This is a genomic window from Micromonospora taraxaci (assembly GCF_007830095.1).
GTDB lineage: Bacteria > Actinomycetota > Actinomycetes > Mycobacteriales > Micromonosporaceae > Micromonospora > Micromonospora taraxaci.
Map to the genome: position 1 here is coordinate 1,343,177 of NZ_VIWZ01000001.1, position 26,288 is coordinate 1,369,464.

General features: G+C 71.4%; 25 protein-coding genes. 14 read left to right on the forward strand and 11 right to left on the reverse strand.

Annotated elements, in window-relative coordinates; all coding sequences use genetic code 11:
* Window positions 1-36: 36 nt before the first annotated feature.
* Window positions 37-1,215, forward strand: a complete 1,179-nt coding sequence (locus FHU34_RS06415) for an NAD(P)-dependent malic enzyme (protein ID WP_145779126.1) — start codon at window positions 37-39, stop codon at window positions 1,213-1,215.
* 54 nt (window positions 1,216-1,269) lie between these two features.
* The gene (locus tag FHU34_RS06420) at window positions 1,270-2,232 is read left to right on the forward strand and encodes a zinc-binding dehydrogenase (protein WP_145779127.1); all 963 of its coding nucleotides are present in this window, start codon (window positions 1,270-1,272) and stop codon (window positions 2,230-2,232) included.
* 128 nt (window positions 2,233-2,360) lie between these two features.
* On the opposite strand, the gene FHU34_RS06425 is transcribed toward FHU34_RS06420, so the two are convergent.
* Together FHU34_RS06425 and FHU34_RS06430 are read right to left on the reverse strand one after the other, a co-directional pair.
* The gene (locus FHU34_RS06425) at window positions 2,361-3,329 is read right to left on the reverse strand and encodes an alpha/beta hydrolase family protein (protein ID WP_145779128.1); all 969 of its coding nucleotides are present in this window, start codon (window positions 3,327-3,329) and stop codon (window positions 2,361-2,363) included.
* A 74-nt stretch (window positions 3,330-3,403) separates the two neighbouring features.
* Window positions 3,404-4,453, reverse strand: a complete 1,050-nt coding sequence (locus FHU34_RS06430; RefSeq protein WP_145779129.1) for an aldo/keto reductase — start codon at window positions 4,451-4,453, stop codon at window positions 3,404-3,406.
* 90 nt (window positions 4,454-4,543) lie between these two features.
* Between FHU34_RS06430 and FHU34_RS06435 the strand changes: the two genes are divergently transcribed.
* The gene (locus tag FHU34_RS06435) at window positions 4,544-5,005 is read left to right on the forward strand and encodes a MerR family transcriptional regulator (RefSeq protein WP_145779130.1); all 462 of its coding nucleotides are present in this window, start codon (window positions 4,544-4,546) and stop codon (window positions 5,003-5,005) included.
* On the opposite strand, the gene FHU34_RS06440 is transcribed toward FHU34_RS06435, so the two are convergent.
* Window positions 4,887-5,432, reverse strand: coding sequence for a nucleotidyltransferase domain-containing protein (locus FHU34_RS06440; RefSeq protein WP_145779131.1), 546 nt, complete (start codon window positions 5,430-5,432; stop codon window positions 4,887-4,889). The two genes, FHU34_RS06435 and FHU34_RS06440, sit on opposite strands and share 119 nt — an antisense overlap.
* 56 nt (window positions 5,433-5,488) lie before the next feature.
* On the reverse strand, window positions 5,489-6,382 hold the full coding sequence (locus FHU34_RS06445; RefSeq protein ID WP_145779132.1) for an alpha/beta hydrolase family protein: 894 nt from the start codon (window positions 6,380-6,382) through the stop codon (window positions 5,489-5,491).
* 156 nt (window positions 6,383-6,538) lie between these two features.
* On the opposite strand from FHU34_RS06445, the gene FHU34_RS32860 reads away from it, so the two are divergent.
* Window positions 6,539-6,709 carry a hypothetical protein gene (locus tag FHU34_RS32860; RefSeq protein WP_167393615.1) on the forward strand — a complete coding sequence of 57 codons (171 nt, stop codon included), beginning with the start codon at window positions 6,539-6,541 and terminating at the stop codon, window positions 6,707-6,709.
* A 20-nt stretch (window positions 6,710-6,729) separates the two neighbouring features.
* Here FHU34_RS32860 and FHU34_RS06450 read toward each other — a convergent pair whose 3' ends face one another.
* The 4 genes from FHU34_RS06450 to FHU34_RS06465 form a co-directional block, all read right to left on the reverse strand.
* Window positions 6,730-7,845 (reverse strand): acetate/propionate family kinase, encoded by a 1,116-nt coding sequence (locus FHU34_RS06450; protein ID WP_145779133.1) that lies wholly within the window; start codon window positions 7,843-7,845, stop codon window positions 6,730-6,732.
* Complete coding sequence (gene pta / locus FHU34_RS06455) at window positions 7,842-9,911, reverse strand: phosphate acetyltransferase (protein ID WP_145779134.1); 2,070 nt, start codon at window positions 9,909-9,911, stop codon at window positions 7,842-7,844. The genes FHU34_RS06450 and pta overlap by 4 nt, the downstream gene beginning before the upstream one ends.
* A 98-nt stretch (window positions 9,912-10,009) precedes the next feature.
* Window positions 10,010-10,195 (reverse strand): DUF6104 family protein, encoded by a 186-nt coding sequence (locus tag FHU34_RS06460; protein ID WP_088987811.1) that lies wholly within the window; start codon window positions 10,193-10,195, stop codon window positions 10,010-10,012.
* 107 nt (window positions 10,196-10,302) lie between these two features.
* Window positions 10,303-14,058 (reverse strand): multifunctional oxoglutarate decarboxylase/oxoglutarate dehydrogenase thiamine pyrophosphate-binding subunit/dihydrolipoyllysine-residue succinyltransferase subunit, encoded by a 3,756-nt coding sequence (locus tag FHU34_RS06465; protein WP_145779135.1) that lies wholly within the window; start codon window positions 14,056-14,058, stop codon window positions 10,303-10,305.
* 446 nt (window positions 14,059-14,504) lie between these two features.
* On the opposite strand from FHU34_RS06465, the gene FHU34_RS06470 reads away from it, so the two are divergent.
* Together FHU34_RS06470 and FHU34_RS06475 are read left to right on the forward strand one after the other, a co-directional pair.
* Window positions 14,505-14,843, forward strand: coding sequence for a hypothetical protein (locus tag FHU34_RS06470; protein WP_145779136.1), 339 nt, complete (start codon window positions 14,505-14,507; stop codon window positions 14,841-14,843).
* Complete coding sequence (locus FHU34_RS06475; RefSeq protein ID WP_145779137.1) at window positions 14,840-15,235, forward strand: hypothetical protein; 396 nt, start codon at window positions 14,840-14,842, stop codon at window positions 15,233-15,235. Before FHU34_RS06470 ends, FHU34_RS06475 begins: the two co-directional genes overlap by 4 nt.
* A gap of 52 nt (window positions 15,236-15,287) precedes the next feature.
* Here the strand turns inward: FHU34_RS06475 and FHU34_RS06480 are convergent, their stop codons facing one another.
* From FHU34_RS06480 to FHU34_RS06490, 3 genes are all read right to left on the reverse strand, one after another.
* Entirely contained in the window at window positions 15,288-16,112 is an 825-nt protein-coding gene (locus tag FHU34_RS06480) for an ABC transporter permease subunit (RefSeq protein ID WP_145779138.1), read from the reverse strand.
* On the reverse strand, window positions 16,109-17,044 hold the full coding sequence (locus tag FHU34_RS06485) for an ABC transporter ATP-binding protein (RefSeq protein ID WP_145779139.1): 936 nt from the start codon (window positions 17,042-17,044) through the stop codon (window positions 16,109-16,111). The genes FHU34_RS06480 and FHU34_RS06485 overlap by 4 nt, the downstream gene beginning before the upstream one ends.
* A 141-nt stretch (window positions 17,045-17,185) precedes the next feature.
* Window positions 17,186-17,833 (reverse strand): hypothetical protein, encoded by a 648-nt coding sequence (locus FHU34_RS06490; RefSeq protein ID WP_145779140.1) that lies wholly within the window; start codon window positions 17,831-17,833, stop codon window positions 17,186-17,188.
* A gap of 157 nt (window positions 17,834-17,990) precedes the next feature.
* On the opposite strand from FHU34_RS06490, the gene FHU34_RS06495 reads away from it, so the two are divergent.
* From FHU34_RS06495 to FHU34_RS06530, 8 genes are all read left to right on the forward strand, one after another.
* Entirely contained in the window at window positions 17,991-18,767 is a 777-nt protein-coding gene (locus FHU34_RS06495; RefSeq protein ID WP_145779141.1) for a GNAT family N-acetyltransferase, read from the forward strand.
* A complete protein-coding gene (locus tag FHU34_RS06500; protein WP_145779142.1) occupies window positions 18,764-19,702 on the forward strand; it encodes a lysophospholipid acyltransferase family protein in 939 nt (312 codons plus the stop codon). The genes FHU34_RS06495 and FHU34_RS06500 overlap by 4 nt, the downstream gene beginning before the upstream one ends.
* A 198-nt stretch (window positions 19,703-19,900) precedes the next feature.
* The gene (locus tag FHU34_RS06505; RefSeq protein WP_145779143.1) at window positions 19,901-20,728 is read left to right on the forward strand and encodes a DUF4097 family beta strand repeat-containing protein; all 828 of its coding nucleotides are present in this window, start codon (window positions 19,901-19,903) and stop codon (window positions 20,726-20,728) included.
* Window positions 20,725-21,336, forward strand: a complete 612-nt coding sequence (locus tag FHU34_RS06510) for a PadR family transcriptional regulator (RefSeq protein WP_145779144.1) — start codon at window positions 20,725-20,727, stop codon at window positions 21,334-21,336. Before FHU34_RS06505 ends, FHU34_RS06510 begins: the two co-directional genes overlap by 4 nt.
* An 85-nt stretch (window positions 21,337-21,421) precedes the next feature.
* Window positions 21,422-22,123 carry a response regulator transcription factor gene (locus FHU34_RS06515; protein WP_030336721.1) on the forward strand — a complete coding sequence of 234 codons (702 nt, stop codon included), beginning with the start codon at window positions 21,422-21,424 and terminating at the stop codon, window positions 22,121-22,123.
* Window positions 22,120-23,706, forward strand: a complete 1,587-nt coding sequence (locus FHU34_RS06520) for a sensor histidine kinase (protein WP_145779145.1) — start codon at window positions 22,120-22,122, stop codon at window positions 23,704-23,706. The genes FHU34_RS06515 and FHU34_RS06520 overlap by 4 nt, the downstream gene beginning before the upstream one ends.
* Before the next feature lie 62 nt (window positions 23,707-23,768).
* On the forward strand, window positions 23,769-25,355 hold the full coding sequence (locus FHU34_RS06525) for a trypsin-like peptidase domain-containing protein (RefSeq protein ID WP_145779146.1): 1,587 nt from the start codon (window positions 23,769-23,771) through the stop codon (window positions 25,353-25,355).
* A gap of 180 nt (window positions 25,356-25,535) precedes the next feature.
* Window positions 25,536-26,204: a BON domain-containing protein gene (locus FHU34_RS06530; RefSeq protein ID WP_145779147.1), complete on the forward strand. Its 669-nt coding sequence runs from the start codon at window positions 25,536-25,538 to the stop codon at window positions 26,202-26,204.
* Window positions 26,205-26,288: the final 84 nt, after the last annotated feature.

Sequence of the window (26,288 nt, forward strand, 5' to 3'; positions counted from 1 at the left end):
CCTCACATCTGCTCGACAGATCCTGGAGTCACCGCCATGTCTTCGTCCATCGTGGACCCCGCTGATCCCGTCTTCCTGCTGCACCGGGGCGGCAAGATGGCCGTCGCCTCGACCGTGCCGCTCACCAGCCGGGAGGACCTCTCCCTGGCGTACACCCCGGGGGTGGCTCGGGTGTGTGAGGCGATCGCCGCCGACCCCGACCTGGCCGACGACTACACCTGGGCGGCCCATGCCGTCGCGGTGGTCACCGACGGCTCGGCGGTGCTCGGGCTCGGCAACATCGGCCCGCGCGCCGCGTTGCCGGTGATGGAGGGCAAGGCGGTGCTGTTCAAGCAGTTCGCCGGGGTGGACGCGGTGCCGATCTGCCTGGACACGCAGGACGTCGACGAGATCGTCGCGGCGGTGCGGGCGCTGGCGCCCTCGTTCGGCGGCATCAACCTGGAGGACATCAGCGCGCCGCGCTGCTTCGAGGTGGAACGTCGCCTCGACGAGGCGCTGGACATCCCGGTCTTCCACGACGACCAGCACGGCACCGCGATCGTGGTGCTGGCCGCGCTGCGCAACGCCGCCAGTCTGCTCAACCGCAAGCTCGGTGACCTGCGGGTGGCGGTGAGTGGCGCGGGCGCGGCCGGAGTGGCCGTGACAAAGATGCTGATCGCCGGAGGCGTCAACCCCGACCAGGTGGTGGTCTGCGACTCCAAGGGGATCATCGGTCGGCACCGCACCGACCTGACCGGCAGCAAGGCCGAGTTGGCGGCGAGCACCAACGCCGACGGTCGCCACGGCGACATCACCGAGGCGCTGCGCGGCGCGGACGTGCTGATCGGGGTCTCCGGCGGCCAGATCCCGGAGACCGCGGTGGCCGGGATGGCCCCCGACGGGATCGTGTTCGCACTGGCCAACCCGACGCCGGAGGTGCACCCGGAGGTGGCCGCCCGGCACGTGGCGGTGGTGGCCACCGGTCGTAGCGACTACCCGAACCAGATCAACAACGTGCTGGCCTTCCCCGGGGTGTTCCGGGGTGCGCTGGACGCCGGCGCCACCCGGATCACCGAGGCGATGAAGGTCGCCGCCGCAGACGCCATCGCCGGAGTGGTCGCCGAGTCACTGACCGTCGAGGCGATCGTTCCCTCCCCGCTCGATCCGCGCGTCGCGCCGGCCGTGGCCGAGGCGGTCGCCGAAGCCGCCCGCCGCGACGGCGTGGCCCGCCGCTAGCGCGGCGCACAAGCCGGTGCGGGCGGCTTCTTAACGAGCGCTCAGCTTGTTACCGTGCCGATCATGCGTGCTGCCTTTGCCTCCCGTTTCGACGACGCCGATCCGCTCGCCGCGCTCACCGTCGGCGAGCGGCCCGAGCCGACCCCTCCGGCCGACGACTGGGTGACCGTGCAGTTGCGGGCCACCTCGCTCAACCACCACGACCTCTGGTCGTTGCGCGGGGTGGGTCTCACCGAGGCTCAGCTGCCGATGATCCTCGGCTGCGACGCGGTCGGGTTGGACCCGGAGGGCCGCCCGGTGGTCGTGTACCCCGTGGTCGTCACTCCGGGTGACCCGCGTGGGGTTTCCATCCTCTCCGAGCACTTCTCCGGGACGCTCGCCGAGCGGGTGGCCGTACCCCGATCGAACCTGATCCCGCTGCCCGACGGCATGGCGGCGACCGACGCGGCGTGCCTGCCCACGGCCTGGCTGACCGCATGGCGGATGCTGACCACCAAGGGCCGCATCGCGGACGCCGACAGCGTGCTGGTCCAGGGCGCGGGCGGTGGCGTGGCCACCGCGGCCGTCGCGCTCGCCGTCGCGATGGGCAAGCGGGTGTACGCGACCAGCCGCGACGCCGCCAAGCGCGACCGGATCTCTGCCCTCGGCGCCACCGCCGTGGAGCCCGGCGCCCGGCTGCCGGAACGGGTCGACGTGGTGATCGAGACGGTCGGCGCGGCCACCTTCGACCACTCACTCAAGTCGGCCGCGCCGATGGCCCGGATCGTGGTCTCCGGGGCGACCGCCGGGCACGAGCCGTCGGTCAACCTGCGCCGGGTCTTCGCGATGCAGTTGGAGATCCTGGGCACCTCGATGGGCACGCCCGGCGAGCTGTACGAGCTGTTGGCGTTCTGCTCCGAGAACGAGGTGCGCCCGGTGGTGGACAGCGTCATCCCGTTCAGCCGGGTCGAGGACGCCTTCGCCCGACTGCACTCCGGCGACGCCTTCGGCAAGGTCGTCATCGACCACGAGGCCTGACACCCGGCCCTGCGACGTTCCCGTCAAGATCCGCGCAACATCGGGGAAACTGCTGCCTCCCGGCGTCCCGAGGCAGCAACATCCCGGATGTTGCGCGGATCTTGAGGGCGCGCGGCGCGGCGCGGCGGTCAGAGGTGGTCGTCGAAGGTGGCCAGGTCGCCGCGCGTGGCGTCCGTGGAGATGCGCTTCTTGGCCTCCGGGTCGCCGTAGAGCGACCAGCGGAGGAACTCGACGGACGTGTCCGAGACCAGCCGCAGCGTCGCGCTGTCGCCGAGCAACGCCCGCCCGTGGTCGCCCTTGGGCAGGCTGAGCATCGCCTTCGGCCAGGGCACCTTGTCGTAGGCGGCCTTGCCCGCCGCGTACTCGACCACCTCGTCCAACTCGCCGTGCACGAACAGCTGCGGTGCCGCCGCACCGGCGAACGCCGTACCCACCCCGAGCGCCGTGCCGGCGAACACCACACCCGCGTCCAGCCGCTCGTCCCGACCGGCGGTGAAGAGACCGATGGTGGTCACCCCGCCCGCCGAGTGCCCGGCCGCGGCCACCCGCTCGCCGTCCAACCGGCCGCGCAACGCGTCGCCGGCAGTGCCGTCCAGCGCCAACACCTGGTCGAGGGCGTAGGACACGTCGGCCGGCTGGTTGAGCACGTCGAGGACGTTGTTGTCGGCGCCCTTGGAGGTGTGCGGGAACGTCGGCGCGGCCACCACGAAACCGGCCGCCGCCCACCGGGTCAGCAGCTTGGCGTAGTCGTCCGGCCGCCCACCCAGCCCGTGACTGAACATCACCACCGGGAACCGGCCCTCCGCCGCCGTGGCGGACCGCTTGGCCGCGCCGCCGGACTGCCCGGCCGCCGGGTACCACAGCGTCGTCGGCAGCGCCCGGCCGTCCCGGTTCAGCTTCAGTTGGCGTACGCCGACCGCGAAGGTGTTCTTCGGGGCGGTCCCGGCGGCTACCTGCGGCGTCGGCGTGGCGACGGGTTTCGGCTCGGCCGGCGGCGTCTGCCCGCCGGCACTCGGGCGGGTGTCCGCTGAGCAGCCGATCAGGCCGGCGATGAGCACGGCGCTGGCCATCAGTGCGGGAGTCACGCGACGGGGCATGAACTCAATTGTGCCCTGTCCGGCGGTGCCGCCCGGAGGGCTTGGGCAGGGTGTGCCCGCCCGATCACCGCGCGTCAGGCTGCCGCCCGTTCGGTGAGGGGACGCCGTCTCATGGCCGTATCGGTCAGCGCGCGTGGGGGGAAGGCGGCGTTGGGGTTGTACCGGTTCGTCCCCGGCGGCACGATCTCGTCGATCCGGTCCAGGGTCGCGTCGTCCAGGGTGAGCGTGGCGCCCTTGAGCAGGTCCTCCAGCTGCGGCAGGGTGCGCGGCCCGATGATCGCCGACGTGACGGCCGGGTGAGCCACGGTGAAGGCGATGGCGAGCTGGGGGAGCGTGCAGCCGATGCTCGCCGCCAGGTCGACGAGCTGCTCGACGATGTCGAGCTTGGCGGCGTTCTCGGCGATCGTGGGATCGAACTGTGCCGGCCGGAGCACGGCACGCCCGGTCGAGAGGTCGACGGGCTGGTTCTTGCGGTACCTGCCGCTGAGAAACCCGAAGGCGAGGGGGCTCCAGACCAGCACTCCCATGCCGTAACGCTGGCAGACCGGCAGGGTCGAGGCCTCGACCCCCCGGGCCAGGATCGAGTACGGGGGCTGCTCGCTGCGCAGGCGCCCGAGACCGCGACGCTCGGAGACCTGGTGTGCCTCGACGATCTCCTCGGCCGGGAAGGTCGAGCAACCGAAAGCGCGGATCTTTCCCTCGCGTACGAGGTCGGTGAGCACCGAGAGCGTCTCCTCGATGTCGGTCGAGGGGTCGGGACGGTGGACCTGGTACAGGTCGATCCAGTCGGTGTCCAACCGCCGGAGGCTCCCCTCGACCGCCTTGAGGATCCAACGCCGGGAGTTGCCACCCTGGTTGGGGCCCTCTCCCATCGGAAAATGCACCTTGGTGGCGAGCACGACGTCGTCCCGGCGCCCGCGCAGCGCCTTGCCCACGATCTCCTCGGACTCTCCCCGGCCGTACATGTCGGCGGTGTCGACGACGTTGATGCCCTGGTCGAGCGCGGTGTGGATGATGCGGACACAGTCGTCGTGGTCGGGGTTGCCGACGGCACCGAACATCATGGTCCCGAGGCAGTGGGTGCTCACGTCGATGCCGGTGCCGCCGAGAGTGCGATAACGCATGTCGATGCTCCTTTGGCGCTTCAGTGACGATCACGTGGCACCCTAGGAGCTAGAGTCGGCTCTAGGTCAACCCTCGTTACCCTGCTCGGCATGGCTGACGTCACCGCGAGTCTGAGCATCGGGCAGGTCGCCGAGCGCACCGGTCTGAGCGTGCACGCGCTCCGCTTCTACGAGCAGCAGGGTGTCTTCGTCAGCCCGATCCGTCGTGGTGCTGGTGGGCGTCGTAGCTACAGCCAGGACGACGTCGACTGGCTGACCGTCTGCATCATTCTTCGCGCCTCCGGCATGCCTCTGCCCGCGCTCCGCCGCTATGCCGACCTTGTTCGTGAGGGCGCGGGCAACGAGGAGGAACGTCTCGCGCTCCTTCAGGAGCACCACGGACGCGTCACCGCCCAGCTCGGCCGGCTCGCCCAGTGCCTGGACCTGATCACCTTCAAGGTCGGGGTGTACGAGGACCTGATCGACCAGAAACGGCACGCAGCAGGGCCAGATCGTCCGCGTCCTTCGATCGGCGGGGACGTTCCGGCATCCAGACCGGGTACATCTGCTTGAACTCGATCTGAGCTGCCACCGAGATCGTCGGCACGGTGAGCGCGCCGATCCGACCGGGTGGCGCGTCCAGCATTCCGGCCGGAAGTGGCGTGCCGACCCACGGTCCGCCACCCACTGTCGGTCGACCGTCGCTGTCCCGACCCAGATACGCGAAGCTGGCTTCCACGTCGGCAGTGAACAGGTCGAGTTGCGTCGTCACCGGCATTCGCGGGTCGAGCCGCCAGTCACGGGCCAGCAGCAGAGTCGCCAGTCGGTTCGCGTCCTCGTGCCAGCAGTACCAGTCGACGTCGACATGCGGACGGGTCACCGCGCCGAGCTGGAAGTCCATCGCCCAGCCGCCCCGCAGCCACACCGGGATGCCGGCTGCCCCGGCCACGCCGACCACCTCGGCGATGCTCGCCAACTGGCGGCGCGTCAGCCCGTGCACCGGGCCACCGTAGCTGGTAGGTCCGTCCACGCATCGGGCGTCCGGCGTCGGCGGTCTCACGGGGCGGGGCGGGCCTCGTAGCGGGTCAGGGGGGAGCGGGCGACGGCGGGCAGCCGCGCACCGGCGGCCCGGTCGCCGTAGAGGGTCCAGCGGAGGAAGTCGGTGGTGGTGGCGACGACAGTGGCGAACCCTGGGTGGCCCGGCGTCAGGTACGCGCCGTGGTCCTGCCCCAGCAGGCTGAGGAACGCGGCCGGCCCTCGGGTGCGCCCGTACGCTGCCCGGCCGACCGTCAGGGGCACCACCGCGTCGGCGGTGCCGTGCACGAAGAGCACCGGCGCGGCCAGCCCCGCGAAGCTGCCGGGCAGCCCACCGCCGGCGATGACGATCCCCGCGCGTAACCGGGCCGGATGCCCCTCGCTGAACATCCCGGAGGTGGTGAAGCCACCTGCCGAGTGCCCGGCGGCGGCCACCGCCGTCAGGTCCAGGTGCCCGGCGAGCGGGTCGTCGCGACGCCGGTCGAGACGGCCCAGGTGCCGGACCAACCGCCAGGCGTCGGCGGGCTGGTTGCGGACGTCGGCCCTGCTGAACTGGGCGGCACCCTGCCGGGTGTGCGGGTACGCGGGCGCGGCGACCACGAACCCGGCCGCCGCCCAGCGGGTGGTCAGCCCGGCGTGCAGATCGGGTCGGCTGTGCAGCCCGTGGCTGTAGATCACCACCGGGAACCGTCCGGCCGCCACCCCGTCGGTCGACACCGGATACCAGATGGTCACCGGTAGTGGGCGTGCCGAGCGCGGATCGAGGGTGAGCGTACGCACGCCGACCGTGTACGACCCCTCGGGCGCTCGACGCGCTGACGCTGGCGCGTCGCCCTGGTCGGCCTCGGGTGTCGCCGACGCGCAACCCGCCAACAACGCCGTCATCAGCACGGCGATCAGCCGCCCCGCCCCCATCGTTCCACGGTAGGTGCCTGGGCGGGCGTAGCCACCCCACCGTCCGGCCCGGCTGTACCCGCCACCCGGTCGGGTCACGTCGGCCGGCCGGGTCCAGCTTGGGACGACGCGGACCGGGGACGGTGCGGCGTGACCAGCTTCGCTAGGGTCACCGGCATGGCTGAGAACTACACCGACCCCAGCGGCAACACCGAGGCGTTCCGTGCCTTCTCCCAGACGCCGGAGGCCGCAGCGCCGACGGACGCCCCGTCCCGCCTTCCCCTGATCGTGGGCGCGGTGGTCGTCGTGCTGGTGGTGGCTGTCGTCGCCTGGTTCGCGCTGAGCTGATCGAAGCGCAACTGACCTGGTCAGTTGCCCTCCACCACATCCCGGGTCTGCCGGGCGATCTCCCGCTCCTCGTCGGTGCGGATGACGCAGACGCTCACCTCGGCCTCGTCGGGTGAGATCACCCGGTCGCCCTCGCCGTCGTTGCGGGTGTCGTCGACGCTGATGCCGAGCCGTTCCAGGCCGGCCAGCGCGGCGGCCCGCACCGGCGCGGCGTGCTCGCCCACCCCAGCGGTGAAGGCGATCGCGTCGACGCGGCCGAGCAGGGCGTAGTACGCCCCGACGTAGCCGGTGATGCGCCGGCAGTACACGTCGAACGCCAATGTCGCCGCCGGGTCGCCGGCCGCCCGGCGTTGGAGCACCTCGCGCATGTCGTTGACGCCGGTCAGCCCGAGCAGGCCGCTGCGGTGGTTGAGCAGGTCGTCGATCTCGTCGACCGACAACCCACCCTCCCGGCGCAGGTGGAAGATCACGGTCGGGTCCAGGTCGCCGCTGCGGGTGCCCATCACCAGCCCCTGGAGGGGCGACATGCCCATCGAGGTGGCGACGCTGCGACCGTTCGCCACCGCGCAGGCGCTGGCCCCGTTGCCCAGGTGCAGGGTGATCGTGTTCAGTTCGTCGTAAGGGCGGCCCAGCAGTTCGGCGGTGCGGCGGGACACGTACGCGTGCGAGGTGCCGTGGAAGCCGTACCGGCGGATGTCGTACCGCTCGGCGACGTCCCGGTCGATCGCGTACGTCGCGACGGCCTCCGGCAGGGTGTGGTGGAACGCGGTGTCGAAGACGGCGACCTGCGGGATGTCCGGCAATGCCGCCCGGGCCACCTCGACGCCCGCCAGGTTCGCCGGGTTGTGCAGCGGGGCGAGCGGCACCAGGTCCCTGATCGCCGCCAGGACCGCGTCGTCGACCAGCACCGGGTCGCTGAACTTCCGGCCGCCGTGCACCACCCGGTGCCCGACCGCGGCCAGCCCGTTGAGGTCGAGGCCGTCGAGGATCTGCCGGACGGCGGTGGCGTGGTCCGCCGGGCCGCCACCGGGTTCACCGACCCGCTCGACGGTGCCGTGGTCGAGGGCCCGGTCACCGTCGTAGCGTCGCCACTTGACCGACGACGACCCGCAGTTGAGCACCAGCACCTGACTCACGACGCCTCCTCGCTGGCCGCCTGGATGGCCGTGATCGCCACCGTGTTGACGATGTCCGGCACTCCCGCGCCCCGGGACAGGTCGTTCACCGGCCGCCGTAGGCCCTGCATCACCGGGCCCACGGCGACCGCCCCCGCGGAGCGCTGGACGGCCTTGTACGTGTTGTTGCCGGTGTTCAGGTCCGGGAAGATGAAGACCGTGGCGTGACCGGCGACCGGGCTTCCCGGCAGCTTCGTCGCCGCCACCGCCGGGTCGATCGCCGCGTCGTACTGGATCGGCCCCTCGACCAGCAGGTCGGGCCGACGTTCCCGGACCAGGGCGGTCGCCGCGGCGACCTTCTCCACGTCCTCACCGGCGCCGGAGCTGCCGGTGGAGTACGACAGCATGGCCACGCGGGGTTCGATGCCGAACCGGGCGGCGGTGTCGGCCGACGAGATCGCGATGTCGGCGAGCTGCGCGGCGTCCGGGTCGCGGTTGACGGCACAGTCGCCGTAGACCAGCACCCGGTCCGCGAGCAGCATGAAGAAGACGCTGGAGGCCACCGAGACCTCTGGCACGGTACGGATGATCTCGAACGCCGGTCGGATGGTCGCGGCGGTGGTGTGCGTGGCGCCGGAGACCATTCCGTCGGCTCGTCCGGTCGCCACCATCAGCGTGCCGAAGTAGTTGGGTTGCGCCACGATGTCGTGCGCCAGCTCGGCGGTCACGCCCCGGTGCGCGCGCAGCCGCGCGTACTCGACAGCGAATTCGTCCCGCCAGCCGCTGGTGACGGGGTCGACCACGTTCGCGTCGCCGAGGTCGATGCCCAGCTCACGGGTCCGGCGGGCGATGTCGTCCGGCCGGCCCAGCAGGGTCAGCTCGGCCACGCCACGCCGCAGCAGGATCTCCGCCGCCCGCAGGATCCGGTCCTCGGCGCCCTCCGGCAGCACCAGGTGCCGACGGTGCGAACGGGCCCGGTCGATCAGCTCGTTCTCGAACATCAGGGGGGTGACCCGCGCCGAGCGGCTGACCCGCAGTCGGCGGGCCAGGTCGTCGGTGTCGACGCAGCGCTCGAACGCGCCCAGCGCCGCCTCCACCTTGCGCGGGTTGGCCGCGCTGGGCCGACCCTCGATCCGGCTGGACGCGGCCACCGTGTCGTAGCTGTCGCTGCCCACGGAGAGCACCGCCAACCCGGTGTTCAGGCCCTCCACCAAGCGCATGACCCGGGGATCGGGCTGCTCGCCGAGGGTGAGTACCAGCCCGGCAACCGACACCTGCCCGGCCACGTGCGCGGCGCTCGCGGCGACAAGCAGGTCGGCCCGGTCCCCGGGGGTGATTACCAGGGCGCCTTCGGTGAGGTGGTCCAGCAGGGTCGGTACGTGCGCGGCACCGACCACGAAGTCCAGCACGTCCCGGCCGAGGGCGGCGTCGTCCCCGGCCAGCAGTGTGGCGCCGAGCGCCGCCGCCACCTCGGCCACCGTCGGCGCCGACACGCTCGGCACCTCCGGGATGGCGTACGCGGGGACCGGCAGGTCCGGCAACGTCATCGGCTCGGTCACCCGGTTGGCGATCACCGCGAGCACCGTCGCGCCCAGGTCGGCCAGGTCGTGGTACGCCCCCCGCACCGCCGCCGCCACGGCGGCCGGCTCCTGTCCGAAGCCGTCCACCACCGGCACCACGACACTGCCGAACTCGATGGCCAGCCGGGCGTTGAAGGCCAGCTCCCGAGGGTGGGCCGGGTCGCCCGGGTCGTCGAAGTCGCTGCCCACCACGACGACCGCCGGGCACTGCCGCTCCACCGCCCGGTACCGCTCGACGACGGCGGAGATCAGTTCCTCACGCCGGCCGTCGGCGACCAGCGTCGCCGCCTCGGCGTACGTGGCCCCGGCCAGTTCGGCGAGGGGCACCTCGACCCGGTACCGCTCGCTGAGCAGGGCGAGGATCGGGTCCGCGCCGCTGGAGGCCACCAGTGGCCGAAAGACGCCGATCCGCCCCACCTGCCGCGACAACAGCTCTGCCAGCCCGAGGGCGACAGTCGACTTCCCCCCACCAGAACCGACGCTGGTCAGGTAAACACTCCGAGCCACAACCCCACCCCCACCCCACACTCGGTGATCAAGACGTTCGCGTCAGTTCCGGCCCCCATGGTGACCGAAAGCTCTTGATCACCGGGGGCGGAACGGAATCATGCGTCGTCGTCGTCGGGATCGTCCAGGCGGGCCAGGTACGTGGCCAGCCGCTCGATGGGGGTTTCGAAGTCGGGGTTGAGGTCGACGAAATCGCGCAGGCGTTCGCCGAGCCACTCCAGGGTCACCTGCTCGTCGCCTCGGCGCTCGACCAGTTCCTCGATGCCACGGTCGGTGAAGTACATGCGTGCGTCCTCGTGCTCGGCCCGGCATTGGCCGGGCGGGTGGACCGACGCGAGCCGGGGCAGGACCGTGGAAACGGCCCTGCCCCGGCTCGCGTGGTGCGGTCAGGTCACGGGCGGGGGAGAGCCGCCTCGATCAGCGCGGTCTGCTCGACCTCGTGGGTCTTGGCCGAGCCGACCGCCGGGGCGGCCGCGGCCGGGCGGGAGATCCGCCGCAGGCGCACGTCGGTCAGGTGCTCCAGCAGGTTGAGCGCGACGAACGACCAGGCACCCTGGTTGGCCGGCTCCTCCTGCACCCAGGCGAAGTCCTCCGCGTTCGGGTACTGCGCCAGCGCAGCCCGGATCTCCTCCACCGGCAGCGGGTACAGCTGCTCGATCCGGAGGATCGCCGTGTCGGTGACGCCGCGCTCCTGCCGGGCCTGGAACAGGTCGTAGTAGACCTTGCCCGAGCAGAGCAGCACCCGCTTCACCGCCTCCGGTGCCGGAGCGGCGGTGTCCCGCAGCACCGGCTGGAAGGTGCCGGTGGTGAAGTCCTCCACCGAGGAGACGCAGAGCTTGTGCCGCAGCAGCGACTTCGGCGTGAACACCACCAGCGGCTTGCGCTTGGGTGACAGGGCCTGGCGGCGCAGCAGGTGGAAGTAGTTCGCCGGGGTGGTCGGGATGGCCACCCGCATGTTGTCCTCGGCGCACATCTGCAGGAACCGCTCCGGCCGCCCGGAGGTGTGGTCCGGGCCCTGGCCCTCGTGGCCGTGCGGCAGCAGCAGGGTGACGGCGGAGCGCTGGCCCCACTTCACCTCACCCGAGGAGATGAACTCGTCGATCACCGACTGGGCGCCGTTGACGAAGTCGCCGAACTGGGCCTCCCAGGCGACGAGGGCGTTGATGTTCTCCACCGAGTAGCCGTACTCGAAGCCCATCGCCGCGTACTCGCTGAGCAGCGAGTCGTGCACGAAGAACCGGGAGCGCTCACCGTCGCCGGTGAGCGACTTCAGCGGCAGGTAGTCGTCCCCGGTGCGGGAGTCGACCACCGAGGCGTGCCGCTGGACGAACGTGCCGCGACGTGAGTCCTGACCGGCGAGCCGGACGGTGATCCCGTCGTGCAGCAGCGACCCGAACGCGATGATCTCGCCGTAGCCCCAGTCGATGTTGCCCTCGACGGACATCTTGGCCCGCCGGTCGAGCAGCTGCTGGATCCGCTTGTGCGGGGTGAAGCCCTCCGGCAGGTTGATGTGCGCCTCGCCGATGGCCTTCACCACCGACGCGTCGGTGGCCGTGTCGACCTGCGGCTCCGGCTCCTCCTCGCGGCGCGGCCGGTTGAGCTGGCGTGGTGCCGAGGCGGCGTCCCGGGTGGCCTTGAAGACCTTCTCCAGCTGCGCCTGGTAGTCGCGGAGCAGCTCCTCCGCGTCCTCCACGGTGATGTCGCCGCGACCGATCAGCTCCTCGGTGTAGAGCTTGCGGACCGAACGCTTCGAGTCGATGATCTTGTACATCTGCGGGTTGGACATCGACGGGTCGTCGCCCTCGTTGTGCCCGCGCCGGCGGTAGCAGACCATGTCGATCACGACGTCCTTGTTGAACGTCTGCCGGTATTCGAAGGCCAGCCGGGCAACCCGGACCACGGCCTCGGGGTCGTCGCCGTTGACGTGGAAGATCGGCGCCTGGATCATCCGGGCCACGTCGGTGCTGTAGAGGCTGGACCGGCTGTATTCCGGGGCGGTGGTGAAGCCGACCTGGTTGTTGACCACCACGTGCACGGTGCCACCGGTGCGGTAACCGCGCAGCTGCGACAGGTTGAGGGTCTCGGCGACCACACCCTGCCCGGCGAACGCGGCGTCTCCGTGCACCGCCAGCGGCAGCACCGTGTAGCCCTCCAGCTTGAGGTCGATCCGGTCCTGCTTGGCCCGGACGATGCCCTCCAGCACCGGGTCGACGGCCTCCAGGTGCGACGGGTTGGCCACCACCGACACCTTGACCGCGTGCTCGCCGTCGGGGGTGGTGAACTTGCCGTTCTGGCCCAGGTGGTACTTCACGTCGCCGGAGCCTTGCGTCGAGCGCGGGTCCAGGTGACCCTCGAACTCCGAGAAGATCTTCTCGTACGGCTTGCCGACGATGTTGGCCAGCACGTTGAGCCGACCCCGGTGGGCCATGCCGATGACGACCTCGTCCAGGCCGTTCTCGGCGGAGGACTCCAGGACCTCACCGAGCAGTGGGATCAGCGACTCGCCACCCTCCAGCGAGAAGCGCTTCTGGCCCACGTACTTGGTCTGCAGGAAGGTCTCGAACGCCTCGGCGGCGTTGAGCCGGTTGAGCACGTGCTTCTGCTCGTCTGCCGACGGCTTCTCGTACTTGCGCTCGATGCGCTCTTGGACCCAGCGCCGCTCCTCCGGGTCCTGGATGTGCATGTACTCGATGCCGACCCGGCGGCAGTACGAGTCGCGCAGCACCCCGAGAATCTCGCGCAGCTTCATCCGCTGGCGGCCGGCGAAGCCGTTGACCGGGAACTCCCGGTCCAGGTCCCACAGGGTCAGCCCGTGCTGGAGGACGTCCAGGTCGGGGTGCTTGCGGATCTTGAACTCGAGTGGGTCGGTGTCGGCCATCAGGTGACCGCGCACCCGGTACGCGTGGATCAGCTCGTGCACCCGGGCGGTCTTGTTGATCTGCCCCTCGGAGCTGACCGCCACGTCGCGCATCCAGCGCACCGGCTCGTACGGGATGCGCAGCGCGGTGAAGATCTGGTCGTAGAAGCCGTGCTCACCCAGGATCAGCTCGTGCATGACCTTGAGGAACTCGCCGGACTGCGCGCCCTGGATGATCCGGTGGTCGTACGTGCTGGTCAGCGTGATGATCTTGCTGACGGCCAGTTCGGCCAGGGTGGCCTCGGACATGCCCTGGTAGGGGGCCGGGTACTCCATCGCGCCGACGCCGATGATCGCGCTCTGCCCCTGCATGAGCCGTGGCATCGAGTGCACGGTGCCGATGCCGCCCGGGTTGGTCAGCGAGATCGTGGTGCCGGAGTAGTCCTCCATGGTCAGCTCGTTGCGCCGCGCCCGTCGGACCACGTCCTCGTACGCCTGCCAGAACTGCCGGAAGTCCATCTGCTCGCAGCCCTTGATGGAGGGGACCACCAGGTTTCGGCTGCCGTCCGGCTTGGCCAGGTCGATCGCGATGCCGAGGTTGACGTGTGCCGGGCGGACCACCGCCGGCTTGCCGTTGGCCTCGGCGAAGGAGTTGTTCATCTCCGGGTGCTGGACCAGCGCCCGGACCATCGCGTAGCCGACCAGGTGGGTGAAGCTGACCTTGCCACCGCGCCCCCGGGCGAGGTGGTTGTTGATCACGATGCGGTTGTCGACCAGCAGCTTCGCCGGGACCGCGCGGACGCTGGTCGCGGTGGGCACGCTCAGCGAGGCGTCCATGTTCTGGACGATCTTCGCGGCGACGCCACGCAGCGGCGTGGTCTGCGGACCGTCAGCGGTCGGCGCGGCGGCCTTGGCGGCCGGCTTGGCCGGTGCGGCCTTCTCCGGCGCGGCCTTGGTCGCGGCGGGCTTGGCCGGTGCCGACTGGGCGGCGGCCGGCTTCGCGTCGGCCGGCGCGCTCGCCGGCTTCGCCGTGGTGCTCGACTGAGTCACCTTGGCGGCAGCCTCGGGCTGGCCGTCCGGCTCGGGAGCGGCGGCTGGCTTGTCCGACGACTCGGCCCCACGCGGGGTGGCCGCTCCGGGCGCCGGTCGGTAGTCGGCGAAGAAGTCGTGCCAGGCCGAATCGACGCTCGTTGGGTCGGCGAGGTAGCGCTGGTACATCTCCTCGACGATCCACTCATTCGGGCCGAAACCCGCTAGTGGGTTCTCCTGCGAAGTCTGCTGGGTCGACACGGCCGGTAATCGCCTCTTTCACGCGGGTTTGTGTGGCACGCGGTGCGTCCCTCGCGCCCGGTTAGGGAGCGCGAACTGGACGGTTCCCAGGCTACGCCGTGCGGATCCCGCAGGCATTTCCGCCTCGGTCCCGTGGCCGGTTTCACAGAAGATGCCAGAAGTTCACCAACCGCTGCGTGGTCGGCCGCCAACTGCTAGGGCCTGTTTCATAAGACCTGGCCGGCCTGCGGCGGGCCCGGACGACGCCCGGCGGCGTTGCGGTTTCGTCCGGATACAACACCGGTATCCGGACGAAACCGCGCCTTGCCGGATCGCCGCCCGGACTCCGCCTCGGCTCGACCGCCCTTATGAAACAGGCCCTAGGTGGGCCGTCGGGAGCGTAACGGCAGGCAACTGAGTACGGATGCCGATGTCTTCGCGTCGCAAGTCCGGTGAGGATCCTTCGCATGGATCACAACGGGGTACGGGGGCGCTACGGCCGGAGTGTGGCGGTGGCGTCCGGTTGGTACGTGACGGTCGGTGCGGCCGTGGCGGTGGGTCTGGCGAGTGTGCCGAGTCCGCCGGCGACGGACTGTTCGGCCTGGTTCAGTTGCCTGTCGCCGGGGGAGTCCCTGGCGCTGGTCATGCTGGTGTGGGGCGGGCCGGTGCTCGCCGGGTTGCTCGTCGTGACGGCGCTGGTGACCGCGCTGCTCGTCCGGCTGGTGCCCTCGGCGGTGCTCGCCGGCACCCTGTCCGCACTGGTGACCGTCACGATCTGCGCGGCCGTGTACGCGGGGCGCTCGTGAAGCGGCTCGGCCTCGGAGGGCTCTTCTTCGTCTGGTTGTACGGGGTGCCGTTCCTGCTTGTGGTGGGCCTGATCCGGCGCACCTCGAAGCCGTACGCGCCGACCCGCGAGGCGGCACAGGCGTTCGGCGCCGGCACCGACGCCGTGCTGATCGCCGCTCTCCTGCTCAACGCGCTGCCGATTGTCGGGCTGTGGCTGGCCGGCGATGCGGACTGGAGCCGGCACTTCCGCTGGGCGGTCGGCGGGATGGTGATGGTGTATCTGATGGTCGTTCTGGTCGGCCGGATGGCCACCGGGGTCCTGATCGGCCACACGCCCGCCGATGACGAGCCCGCCCCGGCGGTCACCCAGTGCATACCGCGCAGCGGCGGGCGGGGCTGCCCTGGCGGGTGAGCCGGGCCGGCGTTCCGGGGTGACGGCGGCGCTGCCGCCACCCCGGCACCGGTCAGGAGATGTCGCGTCGACGCATCAGCAGGGTGCCGACCACGCCGGTCACCACCGCGTACCCGATCAGGACGGCGGCCCCGGCCCAGCGCGGCGGGTTGCCCGGAATGTCGGCCCCGGTGACCATCAGCGACGAGGCCAACGACGGCACCAGCAACTGGAGGTTGTTGATCCAGTCACCCCACCGGTCGGCCAGGATGGCGATCACGAAGATGGCGCCGATCGAGCCGCCCAGGTAGAGCAGGATGCCGGTCACTGTGGCACCGATCTGGCTGCGCAGCAGCACGCCGATGCCGACTCCGAACACCGCCCAGAGCAGGTACGCGAGCAGGTTCAACCCGATCGCCCGCCACGCGGCCTCGTTGCCCAGTTGTGAGTCGAGCCCGATGGCGTTCAGCACCGCCGAACCGGCAACCAGGTTGAACGCGGTGGTCACCAACCAGAACAGCAGCGCCAGCACGCCCGCCGCGACCAGCTTGGCGCTCATCACGGCGGTGCGGTGCGGGTTGGTGAGGAACGTGGTGGTGACCGTCTGGTGGAAGAACTCGCTGGTCACCACGATGATGCCGAGCAGCATCACAATCAGCAGGCCGAAGAACTGCCCGGTGGTGAACAGGTTCGAGGAGAGCGCGTCCGCGCTGGCCGCCGCCGCCAGGGTGTCGGCCTGGTCGGCCGGCACCTCGCCGAGGTTGCCGTTGGTCAGGGTGTCGGCCTGCAACCAGTTGATCAGCAGGGTGAGCGCCCAGAGCGGCAGCGAGATGAGCGCGAAGATCCACCAGGTGTTGGTGGTGCGGATCTTGAGCAGCTCGGATCGGACCAGGTTCATCGGATGCCCGCCTTTCCGGCCGTCAGCTCCAGGAAGACCCGTTCCAGGTCGGGCCGTTCGGTGGTCAGTTCGTGCAGTTCCACGCCGGCGGCGAGGGCGGCGCGGCCGATGGTCGGCGCGTCCACCCCGCTGACCAGCAGCACGCCCTGCTCGTCGACGTTCACCGTCGCCGACTGCGCCTTGAGCGCTGTGGTCAGCGCCTCGGCCTGCGGCGTACGCACCCGGACCTGCGCGCCCTGTGCCATCGACCCGAGCACCTGGTCGACCGGGCCCTGCCGGATCAACTGGCCGGCGGCGATGATCACCACGTCGTCGGCGAGCAGCTGCATCTCGGACAGCAGGTGGCTGGAGACCAGCACCGTACGACCCTCGTGGGCGAGGTTCTTGAGGAACCCACGCATCCACCGGATGCCCTCCGGGTCGAGCCCGTTGGCCGGCTCGTCCAGGATCAGCACCCGGGGGTCGCCGAGCATCGCGGCGGCGATACCGAGCCGCTGCTTCATGCCCAGCGAGTAACCCTTGAACTTGCGCTTCGCCGCCGGGGTCAACCCGACCAGTTCCAACACCTCGGCGGCCCGCTGCTTGGGCAGCCCGGCCGCCGCGCAGATCACCCGCAGGTGGTTGATGCCGGTGCGGCCCTTGTGCGCGCTGGACGCCTCCAGGATCGCGCCGACGTGCCGCAGCGGGTCGGCGAGGTCCGCGTACCGGCTGCCGCTGATGGTGGCCGTGCCGGCGGTGGGCGTGACCAGGTTCAGCAACATGCGCAGCGTGGTGGTCTTACCAGCGCCGTTCGGGCCGAGGAAGCCGGTCACCCGCCCCGGCGCCACGGTGAAGGACAGGTTGTTCACCGCCCGGACGTTCTTGTACTGCTTTGTCAGACCGGACACCACGATCTGACCGTCGCTGGTGGGGCTTCTCTGCCCGTCAGTCATCGTTCTCCTCCCGTGCGTGGCGTCGAGGTACGCCGTGGCACAGCGTGACGGCCCAATGCAACAAGGTCAATCAGGCGCGGTCCGTATGTCCTGATCCGTCTCAGGGTGGAGGCGGGTCCTCCCTGCGGTTGACGACCGGGATCAGCGGGCGATCCAGGTCGCCCGTGCCGCGCCCAGCAGCGCGCCGTCCGGGCCGTACAGGCTGGTGTGCACGGCTGCCTTGCGTCCGTCGACGCCGAGCAGCGCCCCGGTCACCACGCACTCGTCGCCCGGCGCCGGCAGTGCCCCGACCACGGCGGCGATCCGGCCCAGCAGGTACGGGCGTCCCGGCGCGAGCACCGTCCACCCGCCGGGACAGTCCAACGCCGCCCAGACCGTGGCCTCGCTGACCTGCTCGGGGGCCCGGAACGGCGCGGCGGTCCGTCCGTCCGGCAACCGGCCGGGGAAGATCCGCAGCCCGTCGGCCCGCTGCGGTCCGCAGACGTAACAGCCGGGGAACGGATGCTCGACCAGCCCCGGGTAGCGGGTCGCGGCGGCCACCGCGGTCTCCAGGTCGACCGGGGGTACGACGGCATCGACCGCGTCGACCGGGCGTACCTCGGCCACCAGTTCCCCGGCCGGGTCCCGGACCTCGCCGTCGACCAGGCTCAGCTCGGTCTCCAGTGGCGGTGGCCGGCGCAGTGTCACCTCGACCGGCCCGGTGCCGCCCGCCTCGGCGGCGAACATCCCCGCGCTCCATCCGCCGTTACCGGAGCCGGTGGGCCCGTTGTAGCGGGACTCGATGCGCATCGTCGACCTCCAGGTGGCGTACCAGCGTCCTTGCCGGCCGTCCCGGCAGCCTCGCACGGGCGGAACCTGGTGGTGCTCGCGGTCTCGCCTGCCGGCGTTCATCCGATCGACACCAGTGGTCCCCGTGAATGGCAACCCGGGCACCTACACAGATCCCATGGCCGTTCTGCATGCCGCTGGCGCACCCCTGAAGACCAGCGGATACACCCTGCTGATCGCCGACGACCCCACCCAGGTCGCGGCCGCGCAACGCCTGCGCCACGAGGTGTTCGCCACCGAGCTCGGCGCCACCCTCCTGCCTGGCCAGGCCGGGTTGGACGTGGATCCCTTCGACGCGTACTGCGACCATCTGATCGTCCGTGAGGACAGCACCGGCGCGGTGGTCGGCACCTACCGGCTGCTGCCGCCCGGCCGGACCTCCCGCCGGTACGCCGAGGACGAGTTCGACCTCACCGCGCTCGACTCCCTCCGCGACGACCTGGTGGAGACGGGCCGGTCCTGTGTGCATCCGGACCACCGCTCCGGCGCGGTGATCAACCTGATGTGGGCCGGCCTCACGCGCTACCTGCACCTGCGCGGTTCCCGCTGGCTCGGCGGCTGCGCCTCGGTGCCGGTGGACGACGGTGGGCGGACGGTCACCGAGGTCTGGGCCCAGGCTCAGGCGCGGCACCTGTCGCCGCCGCCGCTGCGGGTCCGCCCACTGCGACCCTGGTTCGCCGAGCCGGCCGCCGCTGCGCCGGTGACCACCGCCGAGCCGGCCGGGCGCGTCGTGGTGCCGCCGCTGCTGCGGGGCTACCTCCGGCTCGGCGCGTGGATCTGCGGCGAGCCCGCGTACGACAGCGACTTCGGGTGCGCGGACTTCTACGTGCTCTTCTCGCTGGACCGGATGAACCCGCGGTACCTGCGACACTTCCTGGGCGGGGAGCAGCGGTGACCGCCGTGGCGCACGACCTGTGGCGGCCCTCCTCGGGCTGCGACGACGCCTGCCTGCCGGCGGCCGGCGAGGTGCCCACGGTGCCGGTGGCCCGTCGGGTGCTGCGGTTGGTCGCGGCGGCCGGCATGCTGGTGGCCGGGGTCGGCCTGGTGCTGCTACTGCCGGTGCTTCCGACCCGGGAACGGCAGGCGGCGGTACGCGGCTGGGCCCGGGCCACCACTCGCGCCTTCGGCGTCCGGCTGGTGATCCGGGGCCGGCTGCCCCGACGGCGGGCGCTGCTGGTCGCCAACCATGTCTCGTGGCTGGACATCCTCGCGGTGCTGGCCGTCGCGCCCACCCGGATGGTCGCGAAACGGGAGATCCGCTCCTGGCCGGTGGTCGGCCTGCTGGCAGCGGCGGCGGGCACGGTCTTCGTGGACCGGTCCCGCCCGATGGCGCTGCCGAACACCGTCGGCCGGGTCGCTGACGCGTTGCGCGCCGGCCGATCGGTGGCGGTCTTCCCGGAGGGTACGACCTGGTGTGCTGGTGACGGTGCCGCCGACTGCCGCCCTGGTGGGGGTTTCCGGCCCGCGACGTTCCAGGCCGCCATCGACGCGGGCAGCCCGGTGGTGCCGCTGCGGCTCGCCTACCGCTGTGACGCCACCGGCTCCGGGACCACGGCGACCGCCTTCCTCGGCGCGGACACCCTGCTGCGGTCGGTGGCCCGGGTTGTCGCGGCGCGGGAGATCGTGGTCTCGGTGACGATCGCCGCCGCGCTGCACCCCGCCCGTGACGCCGACCGGCGGTTGCTGGCCCGGGCCGCCGAGTCGGCCGTACACCTGTTGCCCGCATCGGAAGCGACGACGCGGACCCGGTTGCGTGCGGTTCCCACATCGACCCCGGCGGTCCCCGTTCCGACGCCGGTCGCAGGTCGCGAGCTGGACCTGGCGGCCTGAGGGCCAAGATCCGCGCAACATCGGGGAAGCTGCTGCCTCCCGCGCGCCTGAGGCAGCACCATCCGGGAAGTTGCGCGGATCTTGGGGTTCGTCGGCGGCCCACCAGCTCGCGACCTATCTTGTGTGTCGCGATGTATCGCGTTAGTGTCTCAGTGTGCGGCGCGTGTCGGCGCGCCGCATCGTCGAGAGGGGGACGCAATGACCGGATGGACGGTCGAGAGCCCGCAGCGGCTCACCGTGGACGGTCCGGTCACCCGGCTGGACGTCCGGCTGGTGAGCGGACGGCTCAACGTGGTCGCCACCGACGGCCCCACCCGGATCGACGTCACCCAGGTCGGTCGCCGGCCGGTCCTGATCGACCACTCCGACGGTCGGCTCAGCATCCGCCAGGAGCGCGGTCGGAGCTGGTCGGACGTCCTGCGGTGGTTTCGGATGATCCACCGCTACCCGCGGGTGGACGTCTCCGTCGCCGTGCCCGCCGACGTCCTCGCCGATCTGGGCCTGGTCGCGGGCTCGCTGGTCGCCTCCGGCCTGCGTCGGCAGACAACAGTGCACGTCGTCTCCGGCCAGATCACCCTGATGGGCCTGCGGGGCAACACCTCCGCGACGATCACGTCCGGGCCGGTGGAGGCGCTCGGCATCCGTGGCGACCTCTCGATGGAGACGGTCTCCGGCGAGGTGATCCTCGCCGACAGCGCCGCCGACCGGGTGCGGGCGCAGACCGTCTCCGGCGCGATCACCTGCGACCTCGTGGAGAACCCTCGACGAAGCGAGATCCGGCTGACCACCATCTCGGGCGGCATCACCGTCCGGGTCCGCGAGGACAGCGACCTCGCCGTCCAGCTGCAGACCGCCTCGGGCCGGATCACCAGCGGGTTCCCGCAGATCCGTACCTCGACGTTCCCGCTGCGCAGCAGCGAGGGAGTGCTCGGCGCGGGCGAAGGTAAGCTCTGGGCTTCCGCGACCTCGGGGAGCATCGCCCTGCTCGCCCGAGCCGTCGACGACGATTCCGAGGAGCTGCCGTGACCGCCGTGTTCAGCCACGGTCGGCTCCGGCTCTACCTGCTCAAGCTCCTCGACGACGGCCCGAAGCACGGGTACGAGCTGATCCGCCTGCTGGAGGACCGGTTCCTCGGGCTCTACGCGCCCAGCGCCGGCACCATCTATCCCCGCCTCCAACGGTTGGAGGTCGAGGGCCTGGTCAGCCACACCGCAGCCGGCGGCCGTAAGACGTACGACATCACCGACGCCGGTCGTGCCGAGCTGCACCAGCGGGCCGGCGAGTTGACCGAGCTGGAAGCGGACATCGCGGCCTCGGTGGCCGACCTCTCCAGCCTGGCCGGCGAGATCCGCAGCGAGGTACGCGGGTCAGTGCGCGACCTCAAACGGGAGCTGAGCGAGGCCACCCGGCAAACTCGGCGTACCCGGTGGGAGACGCCCGCACCGCCGCCCCGGCCGGCGTCGGCCGCCGGGCCGCACACCGCGCTGCTCGATGAGTTCGACACGCGGCTGGCCGCGTTCACTTCCGAGGTGGGTCAACTCGTGCGCGCCCGACGGTTCAGCGAAACGCAACTCCGCACCGCGATCAGGTTGCTCGACGGCGCCCTGGACGGGCTGCGCCGCCTGTTGCGCTGAGTCGGAAAATCAGTCGGCCGCGACTCACAGGATTTTTCCAGGAACCGTCCAGCGCCGACGCAGTGACGTCACCGATGATGGGCCCATGCCCGCTACCCAGACCGAGGCGCGACTCCTCGTGGTCGAGGACGACCCCAACATCCTCGAACTGCTCTCCGCGAGCCTGCGGTTCGCGGGCTTCGACGTGGCCACCGCGACCAGTGGGAGCGCGGCGCTCAACGCCGCCAAGGACCACCGGCCCGACCTGGTGGTGCTCGACGTGATGCTGCCGGACCTGGACGGGTTCGAGGTCATCCGGATGCTCCGCGAGGGCGGCACGCGTACCCCGGTGGTCTTCCTGACCGCCCGGGACGCCACCGACGACAAGATCCGTGGCCTCACCCTGGGCGGCGACGACTACGTCACCAAGCCGTTCAGCCTGGAGGAGTTGACCGCCCGGATCCGCGCCGTGCTGCGTCGCACCACGACCGGCGAGCAGGCACCCTCCCGGCTCACCTTCGCCGACCTGGAGTTGGACGAGGAGACCCACGAGGTGCACCGGGCCGGGCAACGCGTGCAGCTCTCGCCGACGGAGTTCAAGCTGCTGCGGTACCTGATGCTCAACGCCAACCGGGTGCTGTCCAAGGCGCAGATCCTCGACCACGTCTGGAACTACGACTTCCGTGGTGACGACAACATCGTCGAGTCCTACATCTCGTACCTGCGGCGCAAGGTCGACACCACCCAGCCTCGGCTGATCCACACCCTCCGTGGCGTCGGGTACGTCCTTCGCAAGCCGGCGGCGTGAACCCGGTCCAGCACGCGAAGGGACGGGTACGCGGCGTTCCACTGCGGATCAAGCTGGTCACCTCGGTGCTGGCGCTGGTCGCCGTCGCGCTGCTGGTGATCAGCGTCTCGACCGCGTACTTCCTGCACAACTACCTGGTCGACCAGATCGACCTGGAGCTGCGTAGCTCCGCCAAGGGCATCCAGTCCATCACGGCCAAGGGAATCCAGTCGATCACGCCGTCGACGAACACCGTTTCGCTGCCCAGCGACTACGTGGTCGTGCTGACCGACGTGCGGACCGGCAGGGTGCAGCTGCCCCTGTACGACTCGTCCCGCTTCGGGGTGGACGATCTGCCGCCGTGGCCGAGTGACGCAAGCGGTTTCCAGGCGCAGGACGAGGCCCGCGGGGGTAATCCGTTCACCGTTCGGGCCCGGGACAGCTCGGTGCGCTGGCGGATGCTCTACACCGAGCTGCCCAACGGCCAGATGGCCGTGATCGGCCAGCACCTGACCGACGTCGACCAGGCCGTCAAACGACTCGCCTGGATCGATCTGCTGGTCGGCGGCGCAGTGCTGATCATGCTGGCCTCGGTCGGCGCGGCGATCGTCCGCACCAGCCTCAAACCGCTGGTGGAGATCGAACGCACCGCCGCCGCCATCGCCAGGGGTGACCTGACCCGCCGGGTGCCCGATCCGGAGCAGGGGCAGGAGCATCCCACCTCCGAGCTGGGGCGGCTCTCCCGTGCGCTCAACGCGATGCTCACCCAGATCGAGGTGGCGTTCACCGCCCGCGCCGCCTCGGAGACCGCGGCGAGGTGGGCGGAGAGCGCCGCCCGGGACGCGGCGGCCTCCGCTCAGGCGTCCGAGGCGCGGGCCCGGCGCTCGGAGGAGCGGATGCGGCAGTTCGTCGCGGACGCCTCGCACGAGCTGCGGACCCCGCTGACCACCATCCGTGGTTTCGCCGAGCTGTACCGGCAGGGCGCTTCCCGCGCGCCGGAGCAGACCGCTGGCCTGTTGCGCCGGATCGAGGACGAGGCGGCGCGGATGGGACTGCTGGTGGAGGACCTCCTGCTGCTCGCCCGGCTGGACCGGGAACGGCCGCTCTCGCTGACTCCGGTGGAGCTGCCGGTGCTCGCCTCCGACGCGGTGCACGCGGCCCGGGCGATCGCCCCGGATCGGCGGATCGAGCTGGAGATCGCGCCCGACGCGGGCCCGCTCGTGGTCTCCGCCGACGACGCGCGGCTGCGCCAGGTGATCGGCAACCTGGTCACCAACGCGTTGACCCACACCCCGACCGACGCCGAGATCCGCGTGCTGTTGCACAGCGAAGCGGGCGGCTTCGCCGTGGTGGAGGTGGCCGACACCGGCCCGGGCCTCACCTCTGAGCAGGCCGAACGGGTCTTCGAGCGGTTCTACCGGGCGGACGCGGCACGGACCAGGCGGGCTGACGGCAACACCGGCACCGGCCTCGGCCTGGCCATCGTGGCGGCGTTGGTCGCGGCTCACCACGGTTCGGTCGAGGTGGCCGAGACGCCCGGTGGCGGGGCGACCTTCCGGGTCCGGCTCCCGCTGCTGCCACACCTCGACGACGCCGGCGAGTGACTTTCAGCCAACTTCCAGGACGGTTCCAGCTTGATCGCAGTGCTGGGGGAGAAGGTAGTGCCATGACCGAGTTCGAGTCCGACCCGCAGCGCCGGCCGGCCCCCACCGACGCCGAGCCGTCGCACCCCACCGCCGAGCTGCCGCGCGACGAGCGCGCGCAGTCCGACTCCCCGACCACTCCCATCGAGGTCGTCTCCACCACCGGTGACGACACGCCGACGAGCGCCGTGACCCCGGCCGCGTCGCCCGCGCCCGCCGGCCCCTCCGCGCCCACCCACCAGCCGACCGGGTACGAGCCGCCGACCGCCTACCAGCCCTCGGCCGCCACCCCGTCCGCGCCGCCGTACCCGGTCTCCGGCTACCCGGCGCACGGCCAGTCCGGCTACCCGCAGCAGACCGCCGGTCAGTACCCCGGCGCTCCCTGGTACCCGGGTCAGCAGTCCGGCTGGGCCGGCGGGGGCCAGCCGGGCATGGCGTACCCGGGTCAGCACCAGCAGCACGCCCAGCACCCCGGGCAGCACCCCCAGCACCCGGGCCAGCCGGTTCCGCCGTGGGGCCCGCAGGTCGCGCCGCCCGGCAGCGGCCCGCGGCCGGGTCGGATCGCCAAGTTCGCCGGGGCCGGCGTCGCGGTGTTCGCCCTGATGCTCGGGTCGGGCGTCGCCGGCGGCGCGCTCGCCCTGGCCCTCGACGGTGACGGCGGCGGCATCACCCGCACCTACTCGGCGGCACCGGTGATCAACGGCGCGGACCTGCCGAAGATCGCCGCGTCCGTGCAGGACAGCGTCGTCTCGATCACCACCGACAGCGGTGAGGGTTCCGGAGTGGTGCTCAGCGCCGACGGGTACGTGCTGACCAACAACCACGTGGTCGCCTCCGCCGCCGGTGGCAACGTGCTGGTGATCTTCGCCGACGGCAAGAAGGCCGAGGCGAAGGTCATCGGCACCGACCCGAAGACCGACCTGGCCGTGGTCAAGGCCAACGGCGTGAGCGACCTCAAGGCGGCCAAGTTCGGTGACAGCGACGCCATGCAGGTCGGTGACCAGGTGCTGGCCCTGGGCAGCCCGCTCGGCCTGCAAGGTTCGGTGACCTCGGGCATCCTCAGCGCCCGCGACCGCACCATCCGGGCCGGTGAGGGCCAGCCGCAGGACCCGACCCAGCAGCAGAGCCAGACCGTCAGCTCGATCTCCGGCCTGCTCCAGACCGACGCGCCGATCAACCCCGGCAACTCCGGCGGCGCGCTGGTCAACACCCGGGGCGAGGTGATCGGCGTGAACACCGCCATCGCGACCTCCGGCCAGAGCACCGGCAACATCGGCGTCGGCTTCGCCATCCCCAGCAACAAGGCCAAGGACGTCGCCGGCAAGCTCCAGCGCGGCGAGAAGGTCAGCCACCCTTCGCTCGGGGTCGGCGTCAACCAGGCCGAGGGCGGCGGCGCGCTCGTCGCGTCGGTCACCCCGGGCAGCCCGGCCGAGAAGGCCGGCCTGCAGCGCGGCGACGTCGTCACCCGGTTCGGCGACAAGCCGGTCAACGACTCCGACGACCTGGTCGGCGCGGTGCAGGCCGGCAAGGTCGGCGACCGGGTCGAGGTGCAGTTCAAGCGCAACGGCGACGAGAAGACGGTGACCGTGACGCTCGCCGAGACGTCGTGACACACATCTGAACCTGCCTCCCTCCGGCGGCGGGTGGCGGAGCCGAGGGGGTCGGCTCCGCCACCCGCCGCTTTTTCCGCCCGGACGGCGGTTCACCCGGATCGGGTGAACCGCCGTCACCCGGTTCTCCGGCACGTTCGGGGCGACGAGTCTCGGCGACCGGAACCGGGGGTGGGTGTCGTGACCGACGTGGCGGATGTCCGCGACGACCAGCGGATCCAGCGCGACGTCCTGGCGCAGCTCGCCTGGGACGCCCAGCTGCAACCGAACGAGATCGGTGTGAGCGTCGACCAGGGTGTTGTCACGCTGACCGGATTCGTGGACGGTGCCGCCCGCAGTTGGGCAGCGGCCCGGTGCGCGCAGCGGGTTCGCGGTGTCCGGGCGGTGGCCGACGAGATCGAGGTACGGCTGCCGGGCACGCCGGGGCGTACCGACGGCGAGGTCGCCATCGCCGCCGCCCGCGCGCTGGAGTGGGACAGTTTCGTGCCCGCCGAGCGGCTGGACGTGACGGTGGCCAACGGGTGGCTGATGCTCCGCGGTGAGGTCGAGTTCGGGTGGCAGCGGCGGGCCGCCGAGGGGGAGGTGCGCCGGCTCGACGGCGTACGGGGGATCACCAACCTGATCGAGGTGCGACCGCCGGCGCCACCGGCTGAGCTGCTGCGTCGGGACGTGCAGCGGGCGCTGGCGCGCACCATCGGGGCCGAGCGGGTGACCGTCGAGGTGGACGGCGACACGCTCGTCCTGGCCGGTGTGGTCCGGTCCTGGTGGGAACGCGACCAGGTCGAGCGGGTGGCCTGGTCCGCGCCGGGCGTACGGGTGGTGCACGACCAACTCCTGGTCGGCGGGTGAGCGTCCGGCTTGTCCGGTTTACCCGGGGGATCCCTGGGAACTCGCCGCCGACCGTTCCGACCGCCGGTGGCGCCGCACCGGGAC